At 44.9% G+C, this 22,625-nt stretch carries 23 protein-coding genes and 1 pseudogene; 1 reads left to right on the top strand and 23 read right to left on the bottom strand.

Translation table 11 applies throughout. From position 1 onward, the window contains the following. Window positions 1-19: 19 nt before the first annotated feature. The 16 genes from WKT01_RS05120 to WKT01_RS05045 all read right to left on the bottom strand — a co-directional run bounded on the left by WKT01_RS05120 (window position 20) and on the right by WKT01_RS05045 (window position 18,266). Window positions 20-1,375, bottom strand: a complete 1,356-nt coding sequence (locus WKT01_RS05120) for an MATE family efflux transporter (RefSeq protein WP_117975096.1) — start codon at window positions 1,373-1,375, stop codon at window positions 20-22. Between the two features lie 15 nt (window positions 1,376-1,390). Continuing rightward, on the bottom strand, window positions 1,391-2,827 hold the full coding sequence (locus tag WKT01_RS05115) for a M20/M25/M40 family metallo-hydrolase (RefSeq protein ID WP_117975095.1): 1,437 nt from the start codon (window positions 2,825-2,827) through the stop codon (window positions 1,391-1,393). 39 nt (window positions 2,828-2,866) lie between these two features. Next, on the bottom strand, window positions 2,867-3,535 hold the full coding sequence (locus WKT01_RS05110) for a hypothetical protein (protein ID WP_059067296.1): 669 nt from the start codon (window positions 3,533-3,535) through the stop codon (window positions 2,867-2,869). Between the two features lies 1 nt (window position 3,536). After that, the gene (locus WKT01_RS05105) at window positions 3,537-4,262 is read right to left on the bottom strand and encodes a DUF5058 family protein (protein WP_059067294.1); all 726 of its coding nucleotides are present in this window, start codon (window positions 4,260-4,262) and stop codon (window positions 3,537-3,539) included. A gap of 11 nt (window positions 4,263-4,273) precedes the next feature. Beyond that, window positions 4,274-5,050 carry a prolipoprotein diacylglyceryl transferase gene (locus tag WKT01_RS05100; RefSeq protein WP_117975094.1) on the bottom strand — a complete coding sequence of 259 codons (777 nt, stop codon included), beginning with the start codon at window positions 5,048-5,050 and terminating at the stop codon, window positions 4,274-4,276. 76 nt (window positions 5,051-5,126) lie between these two features. Then, the gene (locus WKT01_RS05095; RefSeq protein ID WP_059067290.1) at window positions 5,127-5,375 is read right to left on the bottom strand and encodes a hypothetical protein; all 249 of its coding nucleotides are present in this window, start codon (window positions 5,373-5,375) and stop codon (window positions 5,127-5,129) included. Window positions 5,376-5,428: 53 nt separating this feature from the next. After that, the gene (locus WKT01_RS05090) at window positions 5,429-6,376 is read right to left on the bottom strand and encodes an alpha/beta fold hydrolase (protein WP_117975093.1); all 948 of its coding nucleotides are present in this window, start codon (window positions 6,374-6,376) and stop codon (window positions 5,429-5,431) included. A gap of 9 nt (window positions 6,377-6,385) precedes the next feature. Continuing rightward, window positions 6,386-7,756 (bottom strand): citrate/2-methylcitrate synthase, encoded by a 1,371-nt coding sequence (locus WKT01_RS05085; protein ID WP_117975092.1) that lies wholly within the window; start codon window positions 7,754-7,756, stop codon window positions 6,386-6,388. A 113-nt stretch (window positions 7,757-7,869) separates the two neighbouring features. Then, complete coding sequence (gene rsmA, locus WKT01_RS05080) at window positions 7,870-8,766, bottom strand: 16S rRNA (adenine(1518)-N(6)/adenine(1519)-N(6))-dimethyltransferase RsmA (protein ID WP_117975091.1); 897 nt, start codon at window positions 8,764-8,766, stop codon at window positions 7,870-7,872. A 93-nt stretch (window positions 8,767-8,859) separates the two neighbouring features. After that, window positions 8,860-9,621 carry a TatD family hydrolase gene (locus WKT01_RS05075; protein WP_340311565.1) on the bottom strand — a complete coding sequence of 254 codons (762 nt, stop codon included), beginning with the start codon at window positions 9,619-9,621 and terminating at the stop codon, window positions 8,860-8,862. A 65-nt stretch (window positions 9,622-9,686) separates the two neighbouring features. Further along, complete coding sequence (locus WKT01_RS05070) at window positions 9,687-11,765, bottom strand: beta-propeller domain-containing protein (protein ID WP_340311564.1); 2,079 nt, start codon at window positions 11,763-11,765, stop codon at window positions 9,687-9,689. 14 nt (window positions 11,766-11,779) lie between these two features. Further along, on the bottom strand, window positions 11,780-12,292 hold the full coding sequence (locus tag WKT01_RS05065; protein ID WP_340311563.1) for an RNA polymerase sigma factor: 513 nt from the start codon (window positions 12,290-12,292) through the stop codon (window positions 11,780-11,782). Between the two features lie 618 nt (window positions 12,293-12,910). Continuing rightward, entirely contained in the window at window positions 12,911-13,783 is an 873-nt protein-coding gene (locus tag WKT01_RS05060) for an Rpn family recombination-promoting nuclease/putative transposase (RefSeq protein ID WP_340311562.1), read from the bottom strand. 874 nt (window positions 13,784-14,657) lie between these two features. Then, window positions 14,658-15,650 (bottom strand): ABC transporter permease, encoded by a 993-nt coding sequence (locus tag WKT01_RS05055; RefSeq protein WP_340311561.1) that lies wholly within the window; start codon window positions 15,648-15,650, stop codon window positions 14,658-14,660. Next, window positions 15,643-16,740 carry an ABC transporter permease gene (locus WKT01_RS05050; protein WP_340311560.1) on the bottom strand — a complete coding sequence of 366 codons (1,098 nt, stop codon included), beginning with the start codon at window positions 16,738-16,740 and terminating at the stop codon, window positions 15,643-15,645. The genes WKT01_RS05055 and WKT01_RS05050 overlap by 8 nt, the downstream gene beginning before the upstream one ends. Then, on the bottom strand, window positions 16,737-18,266 hold the full coding sequence (locus tag WKT01_RS05045) for an ABC transporter ATP-binding protein (protein ID WP_205408554.1): 1,530 nt from the start codon (window positions 18,264-18,266) through the stop codon (window positions 16,737-16,739). Before WKT01_RS05045 ends, WKT01_RS05050 begins: the two co-directional genes overlap by 4 nt. A gap of 137 nt (window positions 18,267-18,403) precedes the next feature. On the opposite strand from WKT01_RS05045, the gene WKT01_RS13735 reads away from it, so the two are divergent. Beyond that, on the top strand, window positions 18,404-18,568 hold the full coding sequence (locus tag WKT01_RS13735; RefSeq protein ID WP_416389129.1) for a cbb3-type cytochrome c oxidase N-terminal domain-containing protein: 165 nt from the start codon (window positions 18,404-18,406) through the stop codon (window positions 18,566-18,568). 21 nt (window positions 18,569-18,589) lie between these two features. On the opposite strand, the pseudogene WKT01_RS05040 reads toward WKT01_RS13735, so the two are convergent. The 7 genes and pseudogenes from WKT01_RS05040 to WKT01_RS05010 all read right to left on the bottom strand — a co-directional run. After that, a pseudogene (locus WKT01_RS05040) lies at window positions 18,590-19,531 on the bottom strand (BMP family ABC transporter substrate-binding protein); the annotation flags it as partial. 287 nt (window positions 19,532-19,818) lie between these two features. After that, window positions 19,819-20,235, bottom strand: a complete 417-nt coding sequence (locus WKT01_RS05035) for a stage V sporulation protein AB (RefSeq protein WP_059067271.1) — start codon at window positions 20,233-20,235, stop codon at window positions 19,819-19,821. After that, window positions 20,195-20,857 (bottom strand): stage V sporulation protein AA, encoded by a 663-nt coding sequence (locus tag WKT01_RS05030; RefSeq protein WP_059067270.1) that lies wholly within the window; start codon window positions 20,855-20,857, stop codon window positions 20,195-20,197. The genes WKT01_RS05035 and WKT01_RS05030 overlap by 41 nt, the downstream gene beginning before the upstream one ends. Continuing rightward, the gene (locus tag WKT01_RS05025; RefSeq protein WP_162858218.1) at window positions 20,847-21,005 is read right to left on the bottom strand and encodes a hypothetical protein; all 159 of its coding nucleotides are present in this window, start codon (window positions 21,003-21,005) and stop codon (window positions 20,847-20,849) included. The genes WKT01_RS05030 and WKT01_RS05025 overlap by 11 nt, the downstream gene beginning before the upstream one ends. A 150-nt stretch (window positions 21,006-21,155) precedes the next feature. Further along, window positions 21,156-21,875, bottom strand: a complete 720-nt coding sequence (sigF, locus tag WKT01_RS05020) for an RNA polymerase sporulation sigma factor SigF (RefSeq protein ID WP_059067268.1) — start codon at window positions 21,873-21,875, stop codon at window positions 21,156-21,158. After that, window positions 21,854-22,309: an anti-sigma F factor gene (gene spoIIAB, locus WKT01_RS05015; protein ID WP_059067266.1), complete on the bottom strand. Its 456-nt coding sequence runs from the start codon at window positions 22,307-22,309 to the stop codon at window positions 21,854-21,856. Before spoIIAB ends, sigF begins: the two co-directional genes overlap by 22 nt. Continuing rightward, entirely contained in the window at window positions 22,306-22,620 is a 315-nt protein-coding gene (locus WKT01_RS05010) for an STAS domain-containing protein (protein ID WP_059067264.1), read from the bottom strand. Before WKT01_RS05010 ends, spoIIAB begins: the two co-directional genes overlap by 4 nt. Between the last annotated feature and the right edge of the window lie 5 nt (window positions 22,621-22,625).

The raw sequence follows: 22,625 nt of genomic DNA, 5'->3' as shown, positions 1-22,625 counted from the left end.
CCACAGTTTTTTTGCTGTATCAACTCTGCGCAGGCGGAGACTTCTGCAGCGCAGAAGTCTTTCTTAGTTTTATATAATACAGCCATCCTGCCATATCTGCCAGTGCCCATCCGATCGGAACAGACCACCAGATACCGGTCACTCCTAAAGCCGTAGACGACAAGAGATAGGCAAGCGCCACCCGTGTACCAAGTGATATGACAGTCAGTACGACCGACATTCCCGGTCTTCTCACAGCTCTGTAATATCCATAGAATAAGAACAAATATCCTATCCCAATATAAAAAGCTCCTTCTATATGCAGATACTGCACTCCCACCGCCAGGATCTTTGTCCTGTCCGCCTCAATAAAAAGAGACAACAGCGGTTTTGCCAGCAGCCAAACTGCCGCCGAGATCACTATACAAAAACCTGATACAAGATATACTGCCTTTCTGCACCCTTCCCGAATCCTCTCCGGTTTTCCTGCCCCATAATTTTGCGCCACAAAGGTAGAAAATGCATTGCCGAAATCTTGTACCGGCATGTACGCAAAAGAATCGATCTTCACCGCCGCCGCAAAGGCTGCCATCACCCCCGGTCCGAAACTGTTCACCAGTCCCTGTACCATCAAAATTCCCAGATTCATCACCGATTGCTGTACGGATGTCAAAAAAGAAAACTGAAAAATTTCTATGATTAGTTTTTTCTTTATCTGTAAATGTTTTCTCTTTATCCGAAATTCTTTCCGTCTAAACCATGTATACAATGTGATGCCAATCCCTGATACAAGCTGAGACAGCACTGTCGCAAATGCCGCGCCGCCCACCCCTGCATGGAGACCGAGCACAAACCCAAAATCCAGGATCACATTCAAGAGAGCACAGACGGCAAGAAATACAAGAGGGATAAACGATTCCCCTGCTGCCCGCAAAAGACAGGCAAAATAATTATATAAAAAGGTGGCGCCGATCCCGGCAAAAATGATCATCAGATAATCTCTCATCATCTTATATACAGCTTCCGGAACCCGCAAAAACCAAAGTATTCCGTCGATTCCCAAAAAGACTGCAATATTTAGTATGATCGTCAGGCTTCCGATCAAAAGAAAGGAGACTGCTATACTTTTCTTCAGGGTCTCCTCATCCCGTTCCCCATAACGTATAGAAAACAGCGCGCCGCTCCCCATACATAATCCCAGAATGATCGAGGTAAGAAATGTCATGAGAGTATACGCAGAGCCTACTGCCGCCAGTGCATTTGCACCTATGAAGCGTCCGACGATCAATGTATCCGCAATATTATAGCACTGCTGTAAAAGATTCCCTGCCATTAAAGGCAGGGAAAAGAGCAGCATTTTTTTCGCCACGGAACCTTCTGTTAAATTTACTTTCATGTATCTTTCACTTTCCTAACACATTTTCATCAGCCGCACAAAAAATTCTACCGTTTTTACTAGCGTCTTGACCGGCACCCGTTCATTATTCCCATGGATCATTCCACGTTCCTCTTTTGAAAGCTTCATCGCCGAAAACTTGTATACCCGGTCTGTAATCCGGCAGTAATGCCAGGAATCGCTACATGCCATCATCAAATAGGGAGAGACGATCGCCTCTGTCCATGTATCTGCGACCGCCTGGCAGAGACGTTTGTACTCCGCACATTCTGTATCAGATTCTCTGGAAGGATTTCTTCCCTCATATACCGATACCTCGATATGGGGATTGTGTATGGTCTTTTCCAGATACTCCCTCGCTGACTCTACCGTGTCCTTTCCCAAAAGTCGCAGATTCATGCCTATGGAAGCTGACGGAGGAATAACGTTAAATGCCTTTCCTCCCTGCATCTTCGTCATCGCGCAGGTCGTCCGCACCATCGCATTTAATTCTCCGCCGGAAGCACGGCACACTTTGTCGAACAAACCTTCCAGGCACCACAGATTCGCGAATAAGATCTTATAAGCAAAACTCGAATGTCTGCCCAACGTGTCCAGCATTTCACGAACTGGTTTTGTGATCTGCCTTGGGAACGGATGATTTTCTACATCTGTTACTGCCTGCGCAAGCTCTCCTACGATCGTATGTACCGGAGGCATAGAAGCATGTCCTCCATTGCTCTTTGCTTTGAATTCAATATTTGTCAGACCCTTTTCCGCTATCCCGATCAAAGCACACTCTCTGTCTACTCCCGGAAATACATTCTCTACCACTGCGCCGCCTTCGTCTACGACTAATGCCGGACGGATCCCCCTTTCTTCCAGAAGATCCACGATCGCCGGACAGGAGGGGCCGTTGATCTCTTCCTGTCCTGAAAAAGCAAAATAGATATCATGTTCCGGCACAAACCCTTCTGTAATCAGTTTTTCTGCCGCTTCCATGATCCCACAGAAAGTTCCCTTTGTATCCAGTGTTCCTCGCCCCCAGATCACGCCGTCTTCCACGATCCCTTCAAACGCAGGCTTTTCCCATAGCGACTCTTCTGCAGGCACCACATCATAGTGGGACATTAAAACAACTGGCTCCTTTTCTGTTTTTCCCTTCCAGTGATACAGCATGCCGTTCTCCCCTACGAACTCCCGTGTACATACATCGTGTACACTTGGATATAAACGAGGGAGCAGATTCTGAAATTTTACAAATTCGTCTTGATCTATCAGACTCTCCTCATTGTAAGAAACTGTCTTACAACGTATCATTTCCACCATGTCATCTACGATTTTCTTTTCATCCAATGTAACCGGACTGCCGGAAGCCTTCACTTCCCCCTTTGGCACAAACATTGCCGCGCGCAGCAATACTATGCCCAAAAATAACACGATAACAGCCAGTACTATCCATACTATGATCATATAATCCTCTCCTCCTATAAAGATCATTTCTACGAACTTTTACAGTTTTCCCTTCTTATACAAAATTCTCGCCGCACCGATCGCGATCAACGCTCCAACTGGAACCAGCACCCCTACCGAACTGGAAAGTGACGGGACCAGAAGGAATAACACGATCATAAATAGAAGCGGGGCAATGGAGATTTTCCAATTCTTGCTCACGTAGACAACAGCAAGACCTCCGAATAACGCCGGAAGTATATTGTCAAATGCCGGTTTTAATACCGGAGAATTCAAGATTGGTGTCAAAGGCACGAGCAAGGCTACTCCTGCGGCTATGATCACTGTCGTCACGATAGAAGAAGTCGCCACGGCGATCGTAGAAATCACCTCTCCTTCCTCTGTACCCGGCTTAACTTTCGCGTTTTCCATCGCTGTCAGCGCTGCCGGTACTTTCAAATTCGTAAGGTTGCCTGTTACAAAGGCTAGATAGGAGCCTGCGGTTCCCAGCATAGGCACAAAGGTTATGACTTCGATCAGCCCCACTGTCCAAAAGATGGGAGCCACACCCAAAAGCCCTTTTAATACCGGCATGATTCCCGGCCATGCATCATAATAAATACAAGTCACTGTCGGATAGGCAAAGATCATACCCAGTGCTAACAATATCCATATGCGTCCGTACATATGTGTCATATCATCATAGGTCTTTCCTTTTTTCCCCATCATATCAACCTCCTATCAGCGGCGTAATACATACCGCAAAAACCATAGCACCCAGCATACTGATCGGCAAAGCATAGTTCTCCAGCCACTTCATGTGACACTTCTTCACGAGGATCCCACAGATTCCCATTAAAAATGCAGAAAACAAGAGAACAAAGATCGGTATCCAGCCTTTTAACCCTTCGCGTATATCTGCGAATACCATTCCCAGAAATGCCGAGATCATCCCCAGGAATAACGCTGTCATAACAATGTCTCCCCACTTGCTGTCCTTATTTTTAAGCTTTACCAGACCTCCCTGGATCTTTTTGATAAAAAGCGGTACCCAGATAAGACCAGGAAAGATTCCCAGCGTCATGACCCAGGCAATAGCCGTATACACTTTTGGATCCGTGATCGTCGTAGAGAGAGCGCCTATCCCTAAGGCATTTGCCGTCGTCGTGGCCGCCGGCAGTTCATACGTAATAGCTCCGATCACACTCAGACGGAGCCAGGGAAGCGGCAGACCTAAAAACTTCGACAATGTAATGATCCCCAGAAGGATGGATACCGCCGGGGCAAAAGTAAACACCGCCGTCGACAGCATCATTTTCCGCACCTGCTTCATATCCATGTTAAGTGCTTTTCCTCTGCGGTATGCCCGCACAAGAAAAAAGACCGACTGCGCTATAACAAAAACGATGACCGCTCCTGCCAACACAAATAAAAATGTACTGTTTGCGTCAAACATAAAAAACCTCCTCATAAATTCTTTGTACTTTTTTTCCTTTTTCTGATGATATAACACAAAAGTGCCGTCCCAAAAACAAACATACTGATCCACTGGGAAGTAGAAAACCCATTTACGATCCCCCGCTCCGCGTCGTCATAGCGAAAATACTCCAGTACGAAACGTACCGGCGCATAGAGCATCAGATATAACAGCAAACTATTTCTGGTCTTTCTTTGATTTCTGTATATATATACGATCAGAATCACTGCTATCCCCAAATTGCACACCGCTTCTGTCATCTGTACCGGAAAGAGCGATATATGATTTGGCGCGATCAGCGACTCTGTGTAAGTGATCGCTCCCATCCCGGTATAAGGTCTTCCATAGCAGCAGCCCGCAGCGCTGCATCCCATTCTTCCAAAGGCATGCACGATCGGTATACAGGGAATCCCAATAGAAGCATATTCCAGCACCTGTATATGGAAAATCTTCCAACAAAAGAATACGCCGATCAAACCGCCGATCAGCCCTCCGTAAAACACAAAACCGCCCGACAGCCACATCGAGAGATACGCCCTGTCTGTCAGCCTGGAAAAATCAATATCTTTCCAGGAGACAATAAGATACAAAATCTTAGCTCCCAACAGCCCGCCCAGTGCCACAAAGGCGGCAAGCGTTATAAAATCATCATATTTCTTTTGAAACCGGCGTACCAGTATACATCCGACAAGAGCCGCCACGATCACGCCTGCCCCGATACAAAGACCATAATATGGTATTATAAACTTTCCTATCCGAAATCCCATCTTCCACCATTCCTATGCGCTGAAAAAGAGGAATGCATAAGCACTCCTCTTCTCACTCATTCCCTTTACGTTAATATTATGCTAAAGCCGCGATTCCGCCGACGCATGCTGCACACGCAATATACATGAGCAGACAGAGTACGGTACCAATAATGGAACATACGAAACCAGCTGTTGCCATGCCTTTTTTCGCCGGATCTTTCTTCCCCTGTACGCCCAAGATGATGCCAACGATACCAATCACGCCGCCGACCAGTCCGAAACTTCCAAAGAATACTCCAATCACAATAGAAACAATACCTAAAACTAATGATGCTACTGCCATTTTCTTCCTCCGTAAATATTTTATGTTTTTTTCATAAAAATATTATATATGTTTCATTTTCTATTGTCAATCTTTATATTTTCATTTTCCAACCACTCCCATATATCTTTATATACTTGGGTGCGGTCTGTCTCATTGAGAAGCTCATGTCTGTCCCCGGCATATAATCTTAACGTGATATCCTGTATCCCGGCTGTTTTATATTTTTCGTATATTTTCCGTACCCCTTTGCCGCAGTTTCCCACAGGATCTTCTGCTCCTGCCAGGAGCAGGATAGGCAGGGTCTTCGGAATCATAAAAATACTCTCCTTCTTCTGCATGCTCAGCATCCCGCTGAACATATGATAGTACGCATTTACTGTAAATATAAACGAACATAAAGGATCCGACACATATGCTTCCAGGCGTTTCTCGTCACTTGTGATCCAATCCGCTCTCGTCTTTGCCTGCTTGAACCGTTTATTGTACGCCCCGATCGCCATATTATCTATCAGACGGCTCCGGTAGTGCCAGCCTCTGCATGCCGCCATGATGCGGCACAAACGCTTTCCGCTCTTCAAAAGCCATTTGTTTCTGTCCGCCACTACTCCCATCAATATAGCACCGCTTAATCCATTTCCATACATCTGGATATACTGCCTGAGAAGGCTGGAGCCCATACTGTGTCCCAACATATAGTACGGTACATCAGGATATTTTTTGCTCGTGCGCCGGCGAAGAGTATGCATATCTCCCAGAACACACGCATTTCCATATTTCTCATTGAAAAATCCATACTCGGATTTACTCTGTATCGATTTTCCATGTCCAAGATGATCGTTCCCCACCACATAAAAACCCTCTTTACACAAAAACTGGGCGAACTCATCATAGCGGCCGATGTATTCTACCATGCCGTGACTAAGCTGCAGGACTGCCTTTACACTGCCTTCCGGTTTCCATTCTATTGTGTGGATCTCTGTATTTCCATCTTTTGATGGGAAATAAAACTCATCTTTCATGTTTACTCACTACCTGTCATCTAAATTTATGTACTCACGGTACGGTGCAAGCGGCTTATAAGCTGGACGGATGATCTTATCTACATTTTTCAGTTCTTCTAATCTGTGCGCACTCCAACCAACAATACGAGCCGTTGCGAAGATCGGTGTATAAAGCGCCGGCGGCAGATCCAACATGCGGTATACTAATCCGCTGTAAAAGTCCACATTAGCATTTACACCTTTATACATCCTGCGCTTTTCTCCTATGATCTCCGGCGCCATATGTTCCACAGTTTCATACAGCGCATATTCTTCTTCATGTCCCTTTTCCTTAGCAAGCTGTTTTACAAACTTTTTGAAGATATCTGCTCTCGGATCCGATATGGAATAGACAGCATGCCCCATTCCATAGATAAGTCCCTTATGGTCAAATACTTTTTTATCCAGAAGGTCTGTAAGGTACTGACGTATCTGCTCCTTGTCAGACCAATCCGTCAGCGTTGCCTTCATATCCTCAAACATCTGTGTAACTTTAACATTCGCGCCGCCATGTTTCGGTCCTTTCAAAGAAGCCATTGCCGCAGCGATCGTCGAATATGTATCCGTTCCCGATGAGGTCACCACATGGGTCGTAAACGTAGAGTTATTACCGCCGCCATGATCCATATGAAGCACAAGCGCCATATCCAGTATCTTTGCCTCCAGCTTCGTATAGCTTCTATTCTCTCTTAACATCATCAAAATATTCTCTGCTGTAGAAAGTTCCGGTTTAGGTGCATAAATATACAAATCTTCCCCTCTCTTATAATTATATGCATGATATCCATATACCATAAGCATAGGGAACTGGCTTATCAAGTTAAGGCACTGTCTTAAGACATTCGGAATGCTTGTATCGTCTGCTTTTTTGTCATAAGAATATAATTGCAGGATACTTCTTGTGATACTGTTCATCATATCACGGCTCGGCGCTTTCATGATGACGTCCCTCACAAAATTCGGAGGCAGCGTCCTTCTCTGCGCGATCATCTCCTGGAATTCTGTCAGCTGCTCCTTATTGGGAAGATCGCCAAATAACAAAAGATATGCCGTCTCCTCAAAACCGGGATGCTGCGCATCCAAAAATCCCTTTACCAGATCCTTGATATTATACCCTCTGTAATAGAGATTTCCTTCACAGGGAACGGATTCTCCGTTTACGATTTTCGATGCACATACATCCGAAATATTCGTCAGACCTGCAAGCACCCCTTTGCCGTTCAGATCACGCAAACCACGTTTTACCTCATATTTTGTGTATAGCTCTTTGTCAATCTCATTGTTCTTTTCACATTTAAGGGCAAGTTCTTCAATCTTGGGGGTAATATCAAAAAAAATACTGTCAATATCTTTGGTCATGTGCCCTGCCTCCTTACTCATTCTAATTTTCATATGTGCTTATTATACTAAAAATCAGCGTTTTATACAATCAAATGTCTATTAAATATTTATGAACTATACCGAATATATACTCACTTTTTCCCATTTTCTCTGTCCGCCAATTCATCTGCCAACGCCGCAAATTGTTCCAGCGTCAGCGCCTCTCCTCTCACATTGCAGTCTATATGCAGCCTTGCAAGCGCCTGCTCTACCTCTCCCTTTGCAAAAGACAACTGCGCACAGTTCTTCAGCCCATTAACAAGGGTCTTTCTTCTCTGATTAAAAGAAGCACGGATGATCTGGAACAAAAGCCCTACATCTTTCACCTTTACAGGCGGCTCTTCGTATCTTTCTAAACGGATGACCGCAGAGCCCACCTTGGGACGAGGCATAAAACAATTCGGCGGAACATTTGCCGCCAGATATGGCTTCGCATAATACTGTACTGCCAAAGAAAGAGCTCCGTAATCTTTTGTGCCAGGTCCGGCCTGCATCCTCTGCGCCACCTCTTTCTGCACCATGACCGTAACACTTTTCAGCGGCACCTGACTCTCAAACAGTCCCATGATGATCGGCGTGGTTATATAATACGGAAGATTCGCAACAACTTTTATCGGCTTTCCTCCATTTTCTCTCGACACAAGCCCCGCAATATCTACTTTCAGCACATCATCATTGATAATCGTTACATTTTCATATCCGGACAGTGTATCCTGCAAAATAGGTATCAGCGCCTTGTCTATCTCGATCGCCGCTACTTTTTTCGCCGTGCATGCCAGATACTGCGTCATTGTCCCGATCCCCGGACCGATCTCCAAGACAAAATCTTCCTCTGTGATACCGGCACAGTCTATGATCTTTTCCAGTACACGAGGATCTATCAAAAAGTTCTGCCCATATTTTTTTTGGAATACAAAACTATATTTCTTAAGCACCGCAATAGTGTTCTGCGGATCTCCCAGCGTAGGAGCTTTTCTGTTTTCTTTCATATTTTATGATCCTTTCTGTTGTCCGTATATTCAAACGCTTCCCTTTACGTACGTTATACAAAAGCACTGTGCCTGCTGCCGTTTCCACAATTTTTATAACCGGTACAGTTGTTTTGCGTTTTTCTCAGTCTGTGCGATGACTTCCTCCACAAAGATCCCTTTTAATTCCGCAATCTCCTGTGCGATATATGGAAGATACAGGGAAGAATTTCTCTTACCCCGATACGGTACGGGAGCCAGATATGGACAGTCCGTCTCGAGTACGATAGACGTAAGTGGGATTTCCTGTACGACTTGTTTTAATTTTTTGGCATTTTTAAAAGTGACGACGCCGCCAACCCCAATATAGTATCCCATTTTTACATATTCCTTTGCCATTTCCGGGGAATACGAGTAGCAATGGATCACTGCGTCAAGATTCACTCCATATGCTTTCATGATCTCCATCGTATCTGCTGCCGCTTCACGGCTGTGTATGATGACCGGCTTTTGCAGTCTTTTGGCAAGCTCAAGCTGACGGATAAACCAATATTTCTGCTGCTGACGGCTCTCCTTATCCCAATAGTAGTCCAATCCGATTTCTCCGACGGCGACCATTTTGTCTCTTTGCAGCAGTTTTTCCATATAAGAAAATTTATCTTCATTTAACTGCCCTACTTCATCCGGATGGACACCTATCGCACCATAGAGAAAAGAATATGTCTCTGTCAGTGAAACGATCTTCTCCCAGGATGCTGTATCCGAACTCGCATTGACGATCCCGCCGATACCTGCCGCCTCCATGGAAGCTAAAATATGCTCTCTGTCATCGTCAAACTGCGCATCATCATAATGTGCATGTGTATCAAAAATCATAGATATTCCTCCACATAATAAAGCAGGTTCCCATCCAGAGAACCTGCCCCGAATTGCAGTTCCAATTATAACACAATATCATCTATCTTATCAAATGTATCCATTGTGTACGATTCTACTGTGTTTCCCGCCACCAGATAAAAAACCTCTCCGGCATAAAGTCCCCTGACTTCTGCGTAACTCATCATTTCCCTTGAAAAACGCACAGTAAATCCACTTTCATCGTTATACGAAAGGACATAATAAATCTGTGTCTGCCCATAAGCGGTAAAGCCGATCAAATTCCTCTCTTCACTTATGAGCGCCGCTCTGTAATCGTAGGCTATGTCTGTAGAATACGTATCTTCCAGAATATATTTCTGTGCTTCTTTTACATCTGAAGGATCTGAAATATCAAACATAGAAACCTTTACGCCATTTGTCACTGTTCCTGTCTCATCTACGTCCATGCCGATCCCTAAAAGCTTCCCTTCTCCAAAAGGATGCAGATATTCTGAAAAACCCGGTATCTTCAGCGCTCCGATGATCTTGGGTTCTGCCGCGTCTGACAGATCTACCGAAAAGAGAGGATCTGTCTGTCGGTATGTTACAAAATACCCTGCGTCTCCTATAAATCTCGCGGAATAAATCTGTTCACCCTCTGCCAGATCATGGATCTCTCCTGTTATCTCCAGATCCGCATTAAGCACGTAGAGGGAATTGCTGTCTTCTATCTCCGTTCCCGGCTCCTCTGCCACGCCGCTCTTTAACAGCGGAACTGCCTGGTTACCTGCCTGGCTTACCGTCGTTACCAGTCGTAAGTTCCCTTTATATTCATCAATGCTAAAAGAGTCGTGCAGTATACCGTCTATCTTTGTCTGTCCTTTTGCTTCCAGCACACCGTCTTTATATCCGATCTTACGGATACAAGTCTGGGCCACTTCCGTTTCCTCGCCGCTGTAATCGTCTTCACATATATAGATATTCTCGCCGCTCACATAGTACAGTCCTGCATTGCCAAATACCGCTGCGCTGTCTGTCTTCTTTGAAGGCTCTGCAATGGCAAAGGAGGAGATCACTGTATACTGGCTTCCTCGTTGATATTGTGGAAGAAAGATCCTGCTGCTTTCCAGACTCTTTCCCTGTACTTCAGGAATATAACTTTCTATCGCATTTCTGTCTTCCGGCAGGTCCGCATAAAAATGACTCAGCAGATACACGTAACCGCCTTTCACCCGCATAGTATAGAATACGCCGCTCTGTGTAAAAGTATCTACAAGCTCCGGCCTGGATGGTTCAGCGACATTGTAGACTGCGATTCCTGTATAGTTATACACCTCTCCAAGATATGCCACATCCTTGCTGACTTCCCCTGTGTCGCTGGCTGAGGCTTCTTCCGCCGCTTCTTCATATACAGTTTCTGTATATGCCACCAACAGAGAGTCGCCCTCTATATACAATTCATAGATCTGCTTTTCCTCTTCCAGCTGTATGGAAGCAAGTTGTTCCATCTCTTTGCCTGCGATACTCACAATCTGTATATTCTGTCCGTTCTGTATATAAAGGTTCTTCCCGTCTGTCTTTACGACATCTCCTTCTCCCACTCCCGTCTCTCGTACATTTGTGTCTGCATATCCGTTGGAAACAGATTCTGTCTCCCCTGTGCCATACGACTGTGGTCCTGCGTCTGCCGCACTCTCTGCCGCCGCGCTTTCATCCATATTTTTTGCCAGATCTTTTGCATACTGTTTTGCCTGTGCTTCCTGCGCTTTTACCTCCGCCTTCAGATAATCATAAATGTCATCATATCCGTTTGCAGATGCGATTTTATTCGGCACGCTCTTTTCTGAAGATTCTGCCTGTAGATTTCCTCTGTCTGTCTTACTTTCTTTTCCCGGCGCCTCTATCAGCCAGCCGCTCTGTACGGCAGTTATCCCAGCCACAAAACAGATGCAGGCTGCTGCCGCTGTATATAATATCCTTAGTTGTCTCTTCTTTCTGCGCTGCTTTCCTATCTTGTTTTGTTCCAACATCTTCTCCACCGCATCCGGCTGCAAAGATTCTGGGATCTCTATCTTATTGGCATCTTCTGTGATCTTCTCCGTCATACGCTGTTCTTCTGTTCGGGCGTCCTTGTTTTCATCCATTTTTTCATCCAATCCCATTTCCGCTCCCCTTTCTACTCCAACACACATCTCATTTTTTCTAATGCGCGGTTCTTTTTTGAGCGCACTGTCGCCGCCCCAAGCTGCAGCATCTCACCGATCTCCCCGCTTTTATATCCGCCAAAGACAGAAAACGACACGATCATCCTTTCCTCTTCGCTCAATGTACCGAATGCCGCCCGTACATCCAGACTTTGTGCATGATCCGCCTCCGGCTGTGCCAGCTCTTCGGTCAGTTCATCTCCTTTTTCCCGTCCACGGAATTTTTTTCTGCACTGATTGGCCAGTATCGTAAATATCCAGCTTCGAAATGCTGTTTCAGACTTTAATTTCGTTATATTTTCATACGCCGCCGTGATCGCCTCGCTCACTGCATCTTCCGCATCCTGCGGATGTCTCAGTGTATACAAGGCGAATTTATATAATTCCGTATAAATCTGTGCATATAGTACTGAAAATGCCTTCACATCGCCTCTTTTAGCCTTCCGTATCAATGCTAATTCCCGCTTCTCGTCCTCCTTCTTCATGCGCCGCCTCCTTCCTTTCTGTATATTAGAGTAAAATATAAATGGTTTTGTTGCATGATTATATATAAATTTAATTGACAAAAGAAATATGAAGTCAAATGGCAAAAGGGCGCATGAAATGTGTATTTTGCATCGCTCGTCAGGGCTTTGCCGAAATTCCTCGCTCACGCAAAACATACATTTCATGCATGCACTTTCGCCGCTTAAGTTCATGTTTCTGTTTAAAAAAATTGACTTCACGCTGCTGCGCATTTCCGCCAGAAGGCAAAAAACACTTCTGTTTGGAAGTCTGTAGCAACGTGAGGTCGTCTTTTTTTCTGAAATTTAATTGAGGAATCTGCCTTCTGATAGTAGAGTGAAACTTCTGATTGGAAGAGACAGCGAAGAAACACTATGTCAGATAAGCAGGGCATTGACAGGAGCGTTCCGAATACAGTTCGCCTGGTTCTTAGCGCAGTACATCTGCGTGTTCCAATGGACACGTCGATGTTCTGTGCTTAGAATCACTCGAACGGATGAGGTAAAGCGGGTCCTGTCCTGTGTTCTGACATAGTGTTTCTTTGCGTACCTTCTATATAAATTTTACCTTTTCTCTATAAGGCAGTTCGTCAATTAAATTTATATTTTATTTTTCTGTAATTTCTGTACAGTTTCTATATCTGTTTCCAACATCTCTGCTATCTCTTCAACGGAATATCCTTTTTGGCCTTTCTTTTCTATTAATTCCTGAAGTGTTTTCAGTTCTCCCCGCGCCATCCCCTCTTTCAATCCGGAAGCATGGCCTTCGCGTATTCCTTCCTCGCGTGCCTTATTCTGTTCCATGATCTTTTCTTCCCATGCCTGCATATACTTCACTCCGATCTTTTCACTGGATTTGATTGCCCGGATGCGCTTCTGGATATTATGGATTCGCTCGCTGGCGCAGGTTCTGCTCACTTCTTCTGTGGTGTGCTCCATATATTTGAGGAGTTCCACCAGTTCTTCCGACACCCCTTCGGTATTCGTTCCATGGGTATTGAGGAAGATACGAACAGCGTCGTCTTTTAACGAAAGTTCCGGTACTTCCTCGCACTGCATACGGAAGGTATAGCGGTACAATCCGTATCCGAACAGGTCAAAGGGACAGATCAGGATGATATACACGGGATTTAACTTCTGAAAGCCCACCTCCCCCGGAGCCAACAGATTCGAGTCGATCAGCGCCTGATAGAAGCGGCTCCGTTTCGGAAGATTTCCCGTGTTCTCTTTTTGGACTTCTGTATTATATACCGTGTCCTCTTCATCCATGGCCCATACATCCAGCCGCACATAGCGGTTTAAAGGATGGGAGCGCTGTTCCTTTTCCGTCTGGGGCAGCAGTTTTAATACAACCTCTCTCCCTAAGATGATCTCCAGTATATCCCGCATGGTATCCGGGTCGTCCGCCGCCTGCGCGAATAAAAAACGATCCAGCAGGTTCAAATCCTTCAATGGCTTTTGTTTTAGTTTCATCTGTACTTTTCTCCTTTCATTATAGGGAAAAGCCTGCCGGTTTACAACACTTTTCCCTAAATTGCCTGTGACATAAAATTTTCCCGGCACAAATATGTGATTTTGTTTCTTTGGGTAAATGTTTGTGAATATCCCGGATAAAGATCCGGATATATCGACGATCCGGCAACCGGATAAAACAGAATGATCTGTACAGAGCAGATCATCAGACTGTGCTTTTGGAAAAACACAAGACTCTTTCTTATAGATGCGCATCTAAAAAGATAGTTTTACCTTAACACAACAGAAGATAAACTACAATAAAATAAATATAAATTTAATTGACGAACTGCCTTATAGAGAAAAGGTAAAATTTATATAGAAGGTACGCAAAGAAACACTATGTCAGAACACAGGACAGGACCCGCTTTACCTCATCCGTTCGAGTGGTTCTAAGCACAGAACATCGACGTGTCCATTGGAACACGCAGATGTACTGCGCTAAGAACCAGGCGAACTGTATTCGGAACGCTCCTGTCAATGCCCTGCTTATCTGACATAGTGTTTCTTCGCTGTCTCTTCCAATCAGAAGTTTCACTCTACTATCAGAAGGCAGATTCCTCAATTAAATTTCAGAAAAAAAGACGACCTCACGTTGCTACAGACTTCCAAACAGAAGTGTTTTTTGCCTTCTGGCGGAAATGCGCAGCAGCGTGAAGTCAATTTTTTAAACAGAAACATGAACTTAAGCGGCGAAAGTGCATGCATGAAATGTATGTTTTGCGTGAGCGAGGAATTTCGGCAAAGCCCTGACGAGCGATGCAAAATACACATTTCATGCGCCCTTTTGCCATTTGACTTCATATTTCTTTTGTCAGTTAAATTTATATTCCTCTTATCTTTCTTCTCTAAAGTAGTTATTCCCGCAGCTTTTTGGCTGTGCGTGTTCTTTGCTTTGTCTCATGCTTGTAACGATCAAAACGACGATCGTCGCTACATAAGGCAGCATATCATAGATCTGCGCAGGCAGTCCCGGAATGTTCACGTACATACGCATGATCGTTAGGCCGCCGAAAATGAGAGCAACAAGAATTCCTCTTGCCGGACTCCATGTCGCAAAGATAACCAAAGCAACAGCAAGCCAGCCATAGCCGCTTACACACCCATGTACCCATACGCCGGATGTCGTGACCATGCTCATATACATACCGCCGATCCCGCAGATCCCGCCGCCTACGATCGTAGCGATATATTTATATTTTGTAATAGAGATCCCTGCCGCATCTGCAGTCGCCGGGTCTTCTCCCACTGCTCTTAAATTCAATCCTATCCTAGATTTGTTGAAAAGCCATCCCAAGATAATTGCAACTATTATAGCAAAATATACGACCCAGTTATACTGAAAGAATAATTTTCCAAGAACCGGTATATCTGATAACACCGGAATATGCAGTCTGGAAAACGCGTTCTTCGTCACCTCTGATACAGCCACATAGCCGCCGGCTTTCTGTCCGATATATTCACCAAAGAAATTCCCGAATCCCGTACCAAAGATCGTAAGCGTCAGACCGGTCACGTTCTGATTCGCCCGCAGAGAAATCGTAAGGAATGCATAAACAGACGCTCCAAGCGCCCCTGCAAGAAAAGAAACAAACAGCGCGATCAGCGCAGATAGGACGCCGTTTGGATCTCCCCCTGCTTTCGCCACACCCTGTTCGTAGTAATAGGAACCGGCAAGTCCGGTGATTGCTCCCATGAACATCATGCCTTCTACGCCAAGATTCAAATTCCCTGCCTTTTCTGTCAGTATCTCTCCCAAAGCGCCTAAAAGAAGTGGAGTACCTGCAAGCACCGCAGCGATAAATAAACTATTCAATGTACTAAGCATGTGTTTCCTCCTTTCCTCTGCGGATCAATCTATAAGAAATGAAAAACTCACATCCCAGCATGAAAAACAAAATAATACCGATCAGCAGGTCAGACGCTGACGCCGGAATTTTGAAGTTCGTCTGTATGGTATTCGCTCCTCTTTCAAGCATTGCAATGAATACAGATACGACAAGCATACCAAATGGATTCATTTTTGCCAGCCAGGCAACTGTAATGGCAGTAAACCCTACGCCTCCGGCAGTACTCTCAGTGATCGTATAATCGGCGCCTGCAAACTGCAGCATACCCACCAGACCACACAGCGCACCGGAAAGAAACATCGTGCGGATAAATACTTTGCTTACATTAATCCCTGCATACCGTGCTGTATTATTACTTTCTCCGACAACAGCGATCTCATATCCCTGTTTTGTCTTATTGAAATAAACATATGCCGCAGCAACCAGGAGTAAGGCAAGGATCCAACCCCAATGGACCCCGAATACTTTTGTCAGCCTTGCCCCCGGAACGAGCATACCGATCTTCGGATAACTACTCCCTTCTGCTTTCCATGAGCCATTCATCAGGTATTTAACAAAAGCAAGTGCTATGTAGTTCAGCATCAAGGTAAAGAGTGTCTCATTTGTCCCCCATTTCGCCTTACAGACAGCCGGAAGCAAGCCGTAAATACCTCCTGCCGCGATCGCCGCCAGCATCATAAGAAGCACTAAAGGCAGTTTCGGAAAGATATGGGCCGTAAACAATCCAAACGCCCCTGCAGCCACCGCTCCTACCAATATCTGTCCTTCTCCTCCGATATTCCAGAACTTCATCTTAAAAGCAAAAGAAATTCCAATAGCTGTGATCAAAAGTGGTACCGCAATCTTGATCGTCTCATGTATGACAGTACGGGAACCCCATGCTCCTTTTACCATGGAAGCATAAACGGAAAACGGGTTGTGTCCCAGAGCCAATATCAAAAGTCCTCCTGTCACAAGGGAAAGAATAAAAGCAATTCCACGAATCCCCCAGGTCTTCTGCTGGGACAGTGTATCTCTTTTCACCATACGGATAAGAGGTTCTTTTCTTTGTCCTGTGCCTGCACTCATGCGCCCACCTCCTTTTCTTTTGCTGTTTCTGTATGTATCATCATAAGCCCTATCTCTTCTTTCGTAACTTCACGAGGATCGACGATCCCACTGACTTTTCCGCCGCACATGACCATGATCCGGTCAGAAAGCTGCATCAGTACATCCAGATCTTCGCCTATAAAGATGACTGCCACACCCTTTTTCTTTTGTTCATTCAACAGATCGTAAATACGATAGGAGGAGTTGATATCCAGTCCCCGCACAGGATATGCCACGATCAGCACGGATGGATTACATGCAATTTCTCTTCCCAGGAGCACCTTCTGCACATTTCCCCCTGACAGTCGTCCCACAGGAGTTTCCACCCCCGGCGTAACGATCTCCAGATCTCCGATCAGTTTCTTTGCCAGCTCACGCGGTGCTTTTCGGTCTACGAACATCCCTTTTTTACTCTTATAACTACGCAGCAGACAATTATCCGTCATATCCATGTTGGCGACCAGACCCATTCCCAGCCTGTCCTCCGGCACAAACGCCATAGAAATCCCTTTTTTCACGATCTCATCCGGTTTCAGCCCGAGTATCCTCTCTTTAACTTCTCCGTCATCATTGCTGCCGTTGTAGAGAACGGAACCACCTATTGAAGGATACAGTCCTGCGATCACCTCACATAGTTCTTTCTGTCCGCTTCCCGCAATACCTGCCACTCCCAGGATTTCTCCTCCATATGCATTAAAAGAGACATTATCCAGCGCTTTTACGCCATCTCCGTTCAGACAAGTCAGATCGATCACCTGGAGCCGCTCCGGTCCTCGTTCTGTCCGTGCCCGCTCAATCTCCAGACTGATCGGACGCCCCACCATCATTTCTGTAAGCTGTGCCTGATCCGTCTCTGCCGTATCCACCACTCCGATATATTCTCCTTTTCGCAAGATAGCGACACGATCCGAGATTGCCAGCACTTCCTGCAGCTTATGCGTTATAATGATGATAGATTTTCCATCTTCTTTCATATTTTTCAGCACTGCAAACAGCTTATCCGTCTCCTGCGGCGTCAAAACAGCCGTGGGCTCGTCTAAGATAAGGATATCTGCCCCTCTGTACAGGACTTTTAGTATTTCTACTGTTTGTTTCTCAGACACAGACATATTGTAGACTTTTTTCGCCGGTTCCATTTCAAATCCGTAACGATCCGCAAGCTGCGCTACTTTTTGATTCACTTCTTTCCTGTTTACCACGGCTTTTCCTTCCAGTCCCAGGACAATATTCTCTGCCGCTGTCAGGACATCTACCAGTTTAAAGTGCTGATGGATCATTCCAATTCCAAGAGAAAATGCATCTCTGGGCGAACGGATCATAACTGCCTTTCCATTTACATGGATCTCTCCATGGTCAGGGAAGTAAATTCCTGAAAGCATATTCATCAAAGTCGTCTTGCCGCTTCCATTTTCTCCTAGGAGCGCCAGGATCTCTCCTTTTTTTAGCTCCAGATTTACATCCTTATTGGCGATCACTTTTCCGAATGTCTTTGTAACGCCATGCATTTTTACAGCATATTCTATCGTCTCACCCAATTCTTCACCCTCCTTTAGATTCTCTTATGTATACCGGTGTTCAGCCTCCATATACAAATGGAAAGGTGCCGAAAAACCGGCACCCTTCCTACCTAAATCGTTAGCATGTGCGCAGACTATTCCACCACATTACATCCGTCAATGATATACAGCCAAGATGGTGCGGACTGTTCTTCCTGCTCATGATAATATTCGCCTTCTTTTACTTCATATTCTTCGCCATCCGGAGTCACACCTTTAAGTGGACCTGCAAATACATGAAGTTCGCCTGATTCAATAGCAGCAGCCGCTTTATCGATTGCTTCCTGCGTGCCTTCTGCCGCGATCTTCTCATTTAACGGAGAAAGATAAACAGCGCCGTCTTTATATCCTTTACACCAGTCTAACGGAATTTCTTTTCCATCGATCACTGCCTGTACTGCTTCTGTTACATAGATACCCCAGTCAATACGTGGAGAGATCAAAGAAGCATCCGGAGCTGCCTCGATCATATCATTGTTATATCCAACCTGCCATACGCCGTTTTCCTCTGCCGTTGTAGCCGGAGCCGTAGAGTCAGAATGCTGTGAGACAACGTCACATCCGCGCTCGATCAACGCTTTTGCCACCTGAGATTCTACAGTTGGGTCATTCCATGAGTTCGTATACATGATATCCATTGTCACATCCGGATTTACACTTTTTGCTCCAAGATAGAACGCTGTATATCCGCTGATCACCTCTGCAAACGGGAAAGCAGCAACATAGCCAAGTTTATTGCTTTCTGTCTTCATGCCTGCTGCGATTCCTGCCAGATAACGTCCTTCATAAATAGACGCAAAATAATTGTGGAAATTGTCCAGTCCTGCTTCTTTTGCCTGAAGGCCTGTTGCGTGGCAGAACTCTATATCTGGATATTCTGCTGCGACTTCTTTCACATAATCCTCATACCCAAAGCTTGTTGCGAAAATAATGTTGCATCCTGCGTCAACCAATTCGCGCAGAGCTGTATCACATTCTGCGCCTTCCGGTACATTGTATTTATTTACGATCTGCTCATCTGAAAGACCTAATTCCTTCTGCATTTCCTGTGTACCAAGATCGTGATTATACGTATATCCCATATCACTTGGATCAGAAATATGCACAAATCCTACTTTAATATCTTCCTTTGCGATCCCTTCTGATTTCTCTGTTTTTTTAGCATCATCAGAACCGCCTGACTCTGCTGCCGGTGCTCCGCAGCCTGCTACCATGCCGATAACCATGACTGCACTAAGTACTGCACTTAATACTTTCTTTTTCATATGCTCTTTTCCTCCTTTATAAATCTTTTCCATAGGGCTTCCCACAGAAAAAAACAGCTATCCGAATGTTGTACTGCATTGTGGATAGCCTTATGTTTACGCCTAAAATTGTACACCCAAATATTCCAGAAGTCAATAGTCCAAGTTCACTGTAACAGTTCTTTCCCTTTCTTCTTTTCCGCACAGAGCTAGAAAGCATCGGATCTGTAGGTATCTGCACAATATAAGGAAAATATCTACCATCTCATGGAAAAGAACAGACAAGCTCCCAGACCTTTGCCAATCGCCATACCTGCTATAAATAATGGGATGTATCTTACGATCTTCACCCGCCGTATAAAGACCGGAAATACATTCAATATTTCCGCCAGCGCCATCGCCCAACATCCCACAAAAATTCCGGCCATAAGCCCGAATACCGGAAGCAGCCATTTCATATACGGGATTTCTATCTGAAAAATCAAAAACAGATTCCCAAGTATCCCGCCAAAAGCAACACTGTCCTCATACAGAAGTATTTTATCCGCCGTGTGCGTACGATCTGCAAAATCCGCGACGACTCCCAATTCTATGATAAAAGAAAAAAGCCCTCCGGCTACCACGATACCTGCGCTAAGACCGATGACCGCCAAAAGGATCTGACTGCCCCACATCCAATTCTTCCTCCTTTCTGGACGCATCTTCTATCAAGGTCGTCTGTATGTCATTTTCATAAAGACGCATCTGTATTTCCATCGGCGTCGGATCTACCATAAAACGTTTTCTGCCAATGTGGTTGAAAAAGATTAGGATCCCTATCGTGATCCCGACGGAATATGACACTTCCAGAATCGTAAATCCATCTGTGGTTTTTCCGGTTGCCAGCTCGTAGATCTGCCCAAACAATTTTGATACATTCACATCATTATTAAACGCCATGATGGAAAATGCGGCGCCGCTAAATGTAATGAGTACTACCATGGCTGTCTTTGCGATATGCCAAAAAAAAGCCGGTGTTTTCTGCTCCTCATAGGTCACAATAATATCCTGCTCACCTAAATTTTGTATCTCCAGTCCGGGATATGCTTCATGGATACAGGCAATGATCTTTAATATAGAAATAACAAACCGCTGTCTGCCCTGTTTGCGGATCTTCAAAATCCGCAAAGCTTTCACTTTTGGAAGCCACGTTTTGTTGCTGCATTCAAAAGAAAGGATATCCCCTAATGTGACGTCCTGTTTGCTCACCTCTACATTTCTATCTCCTTTGATATAGAGAATCTGATCAGACGACATACTCCCACACCTCCGTCTCCCGGATCAGAACTCCTTCACTGCTGTTCTTTCGTTCTGCACTGTTATAATAATAGACTGCTCCCACCACGACCGCTGTCAATACAACAGCAAGCAGACATAACCACACCTTTTTGTTTCCCTGTCCCATTTCGCCACCTATCCTTTCCTTTTCCCCGTCCTGTATCTGATACAGGATCTACAGGTAGTATCTGATATCTGTCCCGGATTATACATCCTCGCAGCGCATTTTTGTGGTACAGGATATATTTTTTGTTTCTCTTCATACATATTTTCTATTTTACTGTCTGCTCGATCTTCGCAAATGCTCCATGATCTTTTTCTCCATTCTGGACACCTGTACTTGTGAGATCCCCAATATTTTCCCAACCTCCGCCTGGGTCTTATCTGCGAAATACCGCAGATAGATCAGTTGTCTCTCTTGACTTTCAAGCGTTTCTAGCAGCTGTTTTAAAAGCATGGTATCTAGTATTTTTTCCTCTTTCTGTTCCTTTTCTTCCAGCTTGTCCAAAAGCCGTATTTCACTTCCTTCTTTCTGATAGACCGTTCGGTAAAGGGATTCCACCTCACAGCCTGCTTCCATCGCCTGCACGATCTCTTCTTTTTCCACCTGCATTTTATCCGCAAGTTCTTCCAAAGTAGGCTCTCTTCCAAGCTGAACTGTCAATTCTTCTCTCACCTGAAAGCTTTTATAGGACAGTTCCTTTAGAGAACGGCTTACTTTGATCATTCCATCATCTCTCAGGAATCTTTTAATTTCTCCCGAGATCATAGGCACGGCATAGGTAGAAAATTTTACATCGTAAGACAGATCGAACTTGTCGATAGCCTTTAAAAGTCCGATACTGCCTATCTGAAACAGATCTTCTGTCTCCGTACCTCTGCCATAAAATCGTTTCACCACACACCAGACCAGTCCGATATTTTCCTCTACCAGCCTTTCTCTCGCGTTCTTATCCCCATCGTGAGATTTTTTGATCAGAGCGATTGTGTGATCCATGACTCCCTTCCTTTTCCAATTGTTTTTTTCATTTTCACCCTTGTTCCTTTCCCGACTTCTGAAGCCACTTCTACACTGTCCATAAAAGCCTCCATAAAAGCAAATCCCATGCCGGAACGTTCGGCTTCCGACTTTGTCGTATACATAGGCTGCATAGCCTCTTCCACGTTTTCTATACCCCTGCCTTTATCCTCCACTGTGATACAAATCTGCTTTTCCTCTATCCTGCATACGATAGAGATTTTATGTATCTCATTCTCATACCCATGGATGATTGCATTTGTCACAGCTTCTGAAACAGCCGTTTTTACGTCTGCGACTTCCTCTACGGTAGGATTTAACTGCGTCATAAAAGACGCCACCGCCACACGGGCAAACCCTTCATTTGACGAACGGCTGTCAAAGATGATCTCCATTTCATTTGTGTTTTTCATATTTTTTCCTCCTCATATATCTGCATGATTTTTGTCATCCCTGATAATGTCAGTATCTTCTGGATCCTTTTATTGGCATGCACCGCCCAGATTTCTCCTCCGATCAGGCAGATCGTTTTATATCTTCCCATGATGATGCCGATTCCCGAACTATCCATAAAATCTGTATCTGCAAAGTCGAAAATGATATATTTAATATGATCCTTTTCTATAATTCTGTCCGCTTCTTTTTTCATAGACTCTGCATTGTGGTGATCTACCTCCTTGGGCAGATAAATCGTCAGGCAGTTTTCCTGCACTTGATACTTCATAATCC

It is taken from the genome of Mediterraneibacter sp. ICN-202921 (genome assembly GCF_037890075.1).
GTDB classification, from domain to species: Bacteria; Bacillota; Clostridia; order Lachnospirales; family Lachnospiraceae; genus Mediterraneibacter; species Mediterraneibacter massiliensis.
This window is presented reverse-complemented; position numbering and strand designations above follow the sequence as displayed.